Raw genomic sequence first — 7,848 nt, forward strand, 5'->3', positions numbered from 1 at the left:
CGCGCAACAAATCCAGCGCCGGCAATACCTGGCGCAAATTGAGCAGCGGTTCGCCCATACCCATGAAGACGATATTGGTGATCGCGTCTAAGCCCAAAAAACGGCGCGCCACCCGCACCTGCGCGATGATTTCATGGGTTTCGAGGTTGCGACTGAGCCCCTGGGCGCCGGTAGCACAAAAACTGCAGGCCAGAGAACAGCCCACCTGCGAGGAGATGCACAGCGTGCCACGATCTTCTTCAGGAATAAAAACCGTTTCTATGGCATTGCCATCGGGCAGCCCGAGCAGCCATTTACGCGTGCGGTCTGCCGCCAGTTGGTCAGCAATAATTTCCGGCTCGTTGATGCAGGTTTCTGCGGCGAGGCGAGCGCGAAGGGCTTTACTGATGTTAGTCATGGCTGCGAAATCCGTCACCTGACGGGTATGTAGCCATTGCAAAATCTGGTTGGCACGAAAGGGGGACTCTCCCCAGGTGCGCAACAATTCAGCGAGGGACTGGCGATCCAGTCCCAGCAGATGTGGCCTTTCGGCCTTGGTAACTACAGAATAATCGCCCATCATTCAGCGCGAAAAAATCTCCCGTTGACCAAAAAAGTAACTGATTTCCCATGCTGCGGTCTCAGCACTGTCGGAACCATGTACAGCATTGGCATCAATGCTGTCGGCAAAGTCTGCACGAATCGTCCCTGCAGCGGCATCTTTGGGGTTGGTGGCGCCCATCAGATCACGGTTTTTGGCGATGGCACCCTCCCCTTCCAGCACCGTAACCACTACCGGACCACTGCTCATGAAGTCGCACAGTTCGCCGTAAAACGGTCGGGCCTGGTGCACCGCATAAAACCCACCCGCGTCATCGCGGCTGAGGTGCAACATCTTGGCGGCTGCGACGCGCAGCCCCGCCTTCTCGAAGCGACCAAGAATGGCACCGATGGCATTTTTCTGAACGGCGTCGGGTTTGATGATGGAAAGAGTGCGCTCAACGGCCATAAGATCCTCAATGGGGGTAGAAGTCAGAGTGGCCATAGGCTAGCATTCTGCGTATTCGCTGGCAATCCGGTGCGCTGGCGTTGGGTGTCAGGAGTGCGCAGTATCCTGCGGCCCGGGTCGGATGACCATCTGCAATAGTAGGGATGGTGCGTCGTCGCTGGATGGATCGAGATAATAATGCGCTGATTCCCTCTTAAACCACGTATCCTGGCGCTTGGCCAGTTGGCGGGTCGCCGCCAGTGCCGCCTGGTAAGCCTCTGCCGCACTGCAAAGGCCGTCATGCCAGGCGAAGTATTGGCGGTAACCCACGGCGCGCATGGCGGGTAACTCCGGCGCGTAGCGACGCGCGCGCAGGTCGGCAATTTCGTCCAGAAATCCCTCGTTCAGCATGACGTTAAAACGCTGCGTGATACGCTGATGTAACCAGCTTCTTGGCGGACGCAGGATGATTTTGCAGAGCGGGCCGGGGAATGTGCCCTGCCAATGGCGCAACCCGCTGATCGCCTGCCCCGAACCGAGAATGATTTCCAAGGCGCGTTGAATGCGTTGCCAGTCATGGGGGGCGATACCCGCAGCGGTTTCCGGATCCAGGGTCGCGAGGCGCTGGTGTAGTGCGGGCCATCCCGCCGTCTCTGCTGCCGCCATCAGACTCTGGCGCAAGGCGGGATCGGCGGGGGGTAACGCATCAATACCGCGCTCCAGCGCGCGAAAATACAGGCCCGTGCCGCCGACCAGCAGAGGGATGCGACCGCGTTCCCGCGCCAGCGCAATGCAGCGCATGGCATCTTCCCGAAACAGGCCCGCCGAATAAGGCTCGTCGGGCTCCCGGATATCGACCAAGGCGTGTGGGTATTGCTGGCGCAGGGCCGTGCGGGGTTTGGCGCTGCCAATATTAAAATGGCGGTACACCAGCAAAGAGTCGACGCTGATAATGTCTACGGGCAACGCATCAGCAAGCCTTAAGGCCAGCTCAGTCTTGCCGCTGGCGGTCGGACCCATCAGAAAAATGGCGGGAATCATCGCCCGCGGAGAAAGAGCCGGTCGAGATCGGCCAAGGAAAAATGCACTACCGTCGGTCGACCGTGATTGCACTGCCCGAAACGCGGGGTGGCTTCTAGTTGGCGCAGCAGGCTGTTCATCTCTTCGAGGCTGAGGCGACGGCTCGTCTTAATGGCGGCACGACAGGCCATGTCGGCGAGGACAGCGTCACCGTCTCCCTCGGCCCAGGCGGGCTCTTCCGCAAGAATATCGGCGACAATCTGCCCATAGGTGGCGGCGGCGACGGCTTTGGGGGCCGCATGAATGGCCAGGGTGCCGGGTCCCGCGACGCTGATTTCCAGCCCGGCGGCTTGCAACTCGGCCTGTCGTTCGTCGAAGCGCGTTATTTGCGCCGCTGTTACGTGCACATATTCCGGAATAATAAATGCCTGTTTATCATTTTGTTGCGACGCGATCTTCATCTTCTCGTAGAGGATGCGCTCATGGGCTGCGTGCTGGTCGACAAGAATCATACCCTCACTATTCTGGGCGAGGATGAAACGTGCGTGGATTTGCCCTACGGCCTGCCCGAGGGGGTAGTTCGGGGCCAGATCCTCGGACCCGGCAACCCGCACCTCTGCGGTAGGCACAGGGGACGTTGCAGTAGCCACCAGACGTTCCCAGTAGGCGCCTGCCCCATCCCGCACGGCGCTCAGCGGCCGCTGTGTCGGGTAGGTGGCGGGCGCCGGACTTTGTGCAGGTGCCGACGCTCTGGACAAAGGCTGTACCGGTATAGTGACGTGCAGACGCTCACCACCCTGCCCTGCAATGACCCACCGAAGCGTGTGGAAGAGAAAATCGTGTATCTCGCGGCTGTCGCGAAAGCGTACCTCCGCCTTGGCGGGATGTACGTTGACGTCTACCCGCTCTGGCGGCAAAGCCAGATAGAGCACATAAAGCGGGTGGCGGTCCTGAAACAGCACGTCATTATAGGCAGCACGCAGGGCATGGTTAATCACTGGATCACGAACCGGGCGCCCATTGACGAAAAAGTACTGCTCGTCACCACGGGCGCGGTTGTAGGTGGGCAGGCCCAGCCAGCCGCTGAGAGACAAGCCCTGATCTTCCTGTTCGATATACAGGGCGTTGGCGAGAAAACCTTCCCCCAATATGGTGGCCACTCGCGCTGCCCGACTTTCTGCATCCGTAGCCGCAGGAAATTGCACAAGAGAACGACCATTCTGGGTGAGCTGAAAAGCCACCGGGAAATTGGCCAAAGCGATCTGGCGCAGCACCTTTTGATTGCGCGACAACTCGGCGGCCGGACTGCGCAGAAACTTACGCCGTGCTGGCACGTTAAAAAAGAGATCAGCCACACGCACCGTGGTTCCTGGTGCCCTCGCTGCGGGCTCCGGGGCGGCAGTCATGCCCCCCGTTACCTGCAGCCGTGCCGCCTGATTCTGGCTGCGCGCCCGCGAGAGGAGTTCCAGGCGCGAGACGGAAGCAATCGCTGGCAAGGCCTCACCGCGGAAACCCATGGTCTGGATCGCCTGCAGATCCTCCCAGGTGGCCACTTTGCTGGTCGCATGGCGCTCCAAAGCCAGAGCCAGGTCTTCTGGAAGGATGCCAATGCCGTCATCTTCTACGCTGAGCAGATCTATCCCGCCGCCTTTCAGATGAATGGTAATCCGCGTCGCGCCAGCATCCAGACTGTTTTCCAGAAGCTCTTTTAGGATCGAGGCAGGACGTTCCACCACCTCGCCAGCCGCAATCTGGTTAGCGAGGGTACTATCCAGACGATGAACGCGGGGCACATGTTCATTCCCCATGGCAGATTTTCCGGGTGGACGCGGGCGTTAAGAAAGAGGTCCAGTCCTGAACATGGGGCTGATGCCCCTGCCACTCCAGACGGTGACTGGCGTTGTCCAGAATACGGAGGGTGAGTGACAAATCGGCAGGGGGCAGGAAACCCGCACCCCGCTCCGGCCACTCCACCAGCCACAGGGCCGGTTCTGTCAGATAATCGCGGATACCGATAAATTCCAGCTCTTCCGGCTCTTGCAGACGATACAAATCAAGATGCAGAGCGGGTCCGATGCGGGTCGGATACTGTTCCATCAGGGTATAGGTCGGGCTTTTAATGTTCTGGGTAACGCCCAGCGCCTTTAAGATAGCCTGGGCCAAAGTGGTTTTACCGACCCCCAGGTCACCCTCAAGATAAATAACCGCAGGGATATGAATGCGCAGGGCAAACCGTCGCCCCCAGTCCCGGCAGGCTTCAGCATCTGCGAAATCCCAGTGCATCAGATCCCCAGTTCAGGGCTTCAGCAGATGCTGGAGAATGTCCGAACGGCTAACGATACCCAAGAGCTGGCCCTGGCTGTCGACCACTGGCACCGCATGCACGTCTTTCCGCAAGAGTTTCTCGGCGACCGCGTCCGTATCCTCATCGGGGGCTGCGGTAATGACGTGGGAGCTAGCCAACTGACTGGCGGTCACCGCCGTGACTTTGCGCAGTTCTTCCTCGTATTCATGCATACCGCCCAGAGGAATCAGACCATCAAGAATAGTGAGCATGGTCGGCAGATGCACCTTGCGGTGGGCGTCAATCAGATCCCGTTCACCGATCATCCCGACCAGATGACCATCACCATTTACCACCGGCAGGCTATGATGCCTGGAACTGAGGAGCACATCCCCCACTGTATCTACCGGGTCGTCGGCCAGCACCGTAACGACCTCGCGGGTCATAATGTCTTGGGCCGTTTTCATCAGGATCGTCCTTCCGCCATGGCGTCATATAATACATTGAGGATAGTGTCTATTTCTGCTGCTGTCACCGACAGCGGCGGGACTATAGTGAGGAGATCGCCGAGAGGGCGGCTGTAAACGCCCATTTCCCGTGCCCGCCGGCACACCGCGTATTCGACGCGATCTCCGTAGGGATAAGGTGCATTCGTCCTGGGGTCGCGCAAGGCAATGGCGGCCATCAAACCGAACTGGCGGACCTCTCCTGCCCACGACTGGCCGTGAAAACGCTGCAGCCCGGCTTGTAACTGGGCAATTTTCCCAGGCAAAGCAGCCAGCACACCGCCTTCCGCAAAGAGGGCCAGGTTCTCCAATGCTACCGCACAGGCCAGAGGATTGGCGGTGTAGGTGTGCCCATAGTAAAACTGCCGGGCTTCCCCGAATGGCGCAAGGAAGGCGGCATAAACGTGTTCTGCGGCGAGGGTCGCGGCCACCGGCAAGTAACCACCGCTCAGCCCCTTACCCAAGGCCAGCAAGTCTGGTTCGACAGACTCCCACTCACAGGAAAAAAGCTTGCCGCTGCGGCCAAAGCCGGTCGCGACCTCATCAATGATCAGCAAGACCTCATAGGCCCGGCACAGACGTTGCGCACCCGCCAGAATGCCGGGAGGGAAAGGCAATATGCCTGCGGCACCCTGCACCCCGCCCTCCAGGATCAGGGCGGCAATCTCATGACCCTGGCTTTGCAGTATAGATTCCAGCGCCGCCAGCCATGCCGCTGTTGCCTGCTCCGGATCTCCCTCGCAGTCTTCCCACTGCAATACATAGGGGCTCGGCAAGCGCAAAGTCGGGAACAGGAGATGGCCGTACACCTCATGAAACAAGGGGAAACCGCCCACCGAAACAGCGCCCACAGTATCACCATGATAGGCATTGTCCAGAGTCAGGAAGAGGTGTTTTTCGGGGCGACCCAGATTGCACCAGTATTGAGCCGCCATTTTGATGGCAACCTCAACCGCTTCCGACCCATCCTCCGAAAAGAAACAGTGTTGCAGGGAGGCCGGAGTAATTTCCACCAGTGCCCTGGCGAGGCGAATAGCCGGGGGACTGCTCGCGCCCAGCGCCGTGCTGTGCGCGACTTTACCGACCTGCTCGACCAGAGCGGCGTCCAGTCGGGGATGGCGATGGCCGTGGATATTGCACCAAAGGCTGGCAATGGCGTCCAGACAGCAATGACCTTCCGTATCGTACACGTAATTGCCTTCGGCACGCTCAATGATCCACGGATCATCGTCCCCATAACACTGCATCTGGGTGAAGGGATGCCAGAAATAACGGCGATCCCATTCCCGCAATACTTCAGTTTCCGTCATGATTTTGCGTTAACTCCTGTAATGCGCGGGGCACTGCCGCCAGGATATCACTGGCCAGCAGGCTGGCCTCGCCCATCTGTGCGGCGGCGAGGTCGCCCGCGCGGGCATGCAGACACACGCCGAGGGACAAGGCCTTGTCTGCTTCCAAATCTTGGGCGAGCAGACCCGCGAGTATACCGGTGAGGACATCCCCGCTGCCGCCCGTCGCCATACCGGGATTGCCCAGAGGACAAAGCCAATGACCGCCACTACCCAGTAACAAACTATGGTGGCCCTTGAGCACCCAATGCCCGCCATAGCGGGCCTGCAATCGGCAGATGGCCGCGGCACGATCGGCCTGGACGGCGGTGGCCGTCACCCCTAACAGGCGCGCCGCCTCCCCGGGATGTGGGGTAAACAGACGAACCGCATCGGCGGCCAACAGTTCCGGACCAAAACGCGCCAGAATGTTCAGGGCATCGGCGTCCCAGACCTGGGGACAGGACAGCGTACCGATCTCCAGCAAAAGATCATGGGCGGCCAGACCCTGACCCAAGCCCGGGCCAACGGCCAGGACAGCTTGACCCGGCAAATCTCCGAAACTCGCAGGCCAGTCCCGCCAGGTAGCTTCTGGCAGATGTGCCGCCAGATAAGGGATGGCCGAGGGATGCCCGACGGCCGTCACCAGTCCGGCACCCACCCGATAGGCGGCGGCACAGGCCAGCGCCAGCGCCCCGCCCATGCCCGGCCCTCCGCCTACCGCGAAAACGTGCCCGAAGCTCCCTTTGTGCGCCTGCGGGCTGCGCGCCGGCAAGGCCGGGACTGTCCGCCAGTTTAGGGCAACAAAGGCTTCATTCATGGTCACGCCCTCTCAATATCCTCTTCAGGATACGCGCTGACATGGTGCAAGCTCAAATCCGCCCCCGCATACTCCGCCTCGGGATCAAGACGAATCCCGATAAAATACTTGATGCTGCCGTAGACAATGGCGCTGCCCGCCAGGGCGACCAGCACACCCAGCGAGGTGCCCAGCAACTGGGACCAGAAACTGACTCCACCGGCGCCGCCGAAGAACTGATGCCCAAAAATACCGACGGCCAATCCACCCCACACACCGCAAACACCATGGAGCGGCCATACGCCAAGCACGTCATCCAGACGCAGGCGATGCTGCACAAAAGTGAAGAGGTAGACAAAAATAATGCCGGCAATAGCGCCAATGGCCAAAGCCCCAATGGGTTGCACCACATCGGAACCGGCGCAGATCGCGACCAGACCCGCGAGAGCGCCATTGTGTACGAAGCCCGGATCGCCCCTCCCTACCGCCAGTGCCGCCAGCATGCCGCCCACCAGCGCCATAAGCGAATTGAGCGCTACCAGACCCTGCACGGCAGCGAGCTGCTGCGCACTCATCACGTTAAAGCCAAACCAGCCGATAATCAGAATCCAGGAACCCAGCGCCAGAAAGGGAATGTTGGACGGCGGCATGGCATGCACTGCACCATCTTTCCCGTAACGCCCCTTGCGTGAACCCAGCAGCCAGACCGCCATCAGCGCCATCCATCCACCCATGGCGTGCACCACCACCGAGCCCGCGAAATCGTGAAAAGGCGCGCCAAAAGTGCTGGTAAACCAGGCCTGAATGCCATAATGGTTATTCCAGACGATGCCTTCATAAAAGGGATAAACCAGCCCCACCAGAAAGGCCGTTGCCAGCAATTGAGGATAAAACCGCGCCCGTTCGGCGATACCACCGGAAATAATAGCTGGCACCGCGGCGGC

General features: G+C 60.0%; 9 protein-coding genes. All 9 read right to left on the minus strand.

The window, feature by feature from the left end; translation table 11 throughout:
• The coding region (locus AC2VNK_RS05980) for a radical SAM protein (protein WP_486883167.1) at positions 1–562 on the minus strand (562 nt) is incomplete at its 3' end.
• Positions 563–988, minus strand: coding sequence for a nucleoside-diphosphate kinase (ndk, locus tag AC2VNK_RS05985; RefSeq protein ID WP_291520666.1), 426 nt, complete (start codon positions 986–988; stop codon positions 563–565).
• Positions 989–1,075: 87 nt separating this feature from the next.
• The gene (gene miaA, locus AC2VNK_RS05990; RefSeq protein ID WP_486883168.1) at positions 1,076–2,008 is read right to left on the minus strand and encodes a tRNA (adenosine(37)-N6)-dimethylallyltransferase MiaA; all 933 of its coding nucleotides are present in this window, start codon (positions 2,006–2,008) and stop codon (positions 1,076–1,078) included.
• Positions 2,005–3,795 carry a DNA mismatch repair endonuclease MutL gene (mutL, locus tag AC2VNK_RS05995; RefSeq protein ID WP_486883169.1) on the minus strand — a complete coding sequence of 597 codons (1,791 nt, stop codon included), beginning with the start codon at positions 3,793–3,795 and terminating at the stop codon, positions 2,005–2,007. Before mutL ends, miaA begins: the two co-directional genes overlap by 4 nt.
• Complete coding sequence (tsaE, locus tag AC2VNK_RS06000; protein WP_486883170.1) at positions 3,785–4,270, minus strand: tRNA (adenosine(37)-N6)-threonylcarbamoyltransferase complex ATPase subunit type 1 TsaE; 486 nt, start codon at positions 4,268–4,270, stop codon at positions 3,785–3,787. The genes mutL and tsaE overlap by 11 nt, the downstream gene beginning before the upstream one ends.
• A gap of 12 nt (positions 4,271–4,282) precedes the next feature.
• Positions 4,283–4,738, minus strand: coding sequence for a CBS domain-containing protein (locus tag AC2VNK_RS06005; RefSeq protein WP_291520636.1), 456 nt, complete (start codon positions 4,736–4,738; stop codon positions 4,283–4,285).
• Positions 4,738–6,087, minus strand: coding sequence for an adenosylmethionine--8-amino-7-oxononanoate transaminase (gene bioA, locus AC2VNK_RS06010; RefSeq protein WP_486883171.1), 1,350 nt, complete (start codon positions 6,085–6,087; stop codon positions 4,738–4,740). The genes AC2VNK_RS06005 and bioA overlap by 1 nt, the downstream gene beginning before the upstream one ends.
• The gene (locus tag AC2VNK_RS06015; protein ID WP_291520634.1) at positions 6,074–6,925 is read right to left on the minus strand and encodes an NAD(P)H-hydrate dehydratase; all 852 of its coding nucleotides are present in this window, start codon (positions 6,923–6,925) and stop codon (positions 6,074–6,076) included. Before AC2VNK_RS06015 ends, bioA begins: the two co-directional genes overlap by 14 nt.
• Before the next feature lie 2 nt (positions 6,926–6,927).
• The coding region (locus tag AC2VNK_RS06020) for an ammonium transporter (RefSeq protein WP_486883172.1) at positions 6,928–7,848 on the minus strand (921 nt) is incomplete at its 5' end.

Source organism: Acidithiobacillus sp. TH-A35 (assembly GCF_057473505.1).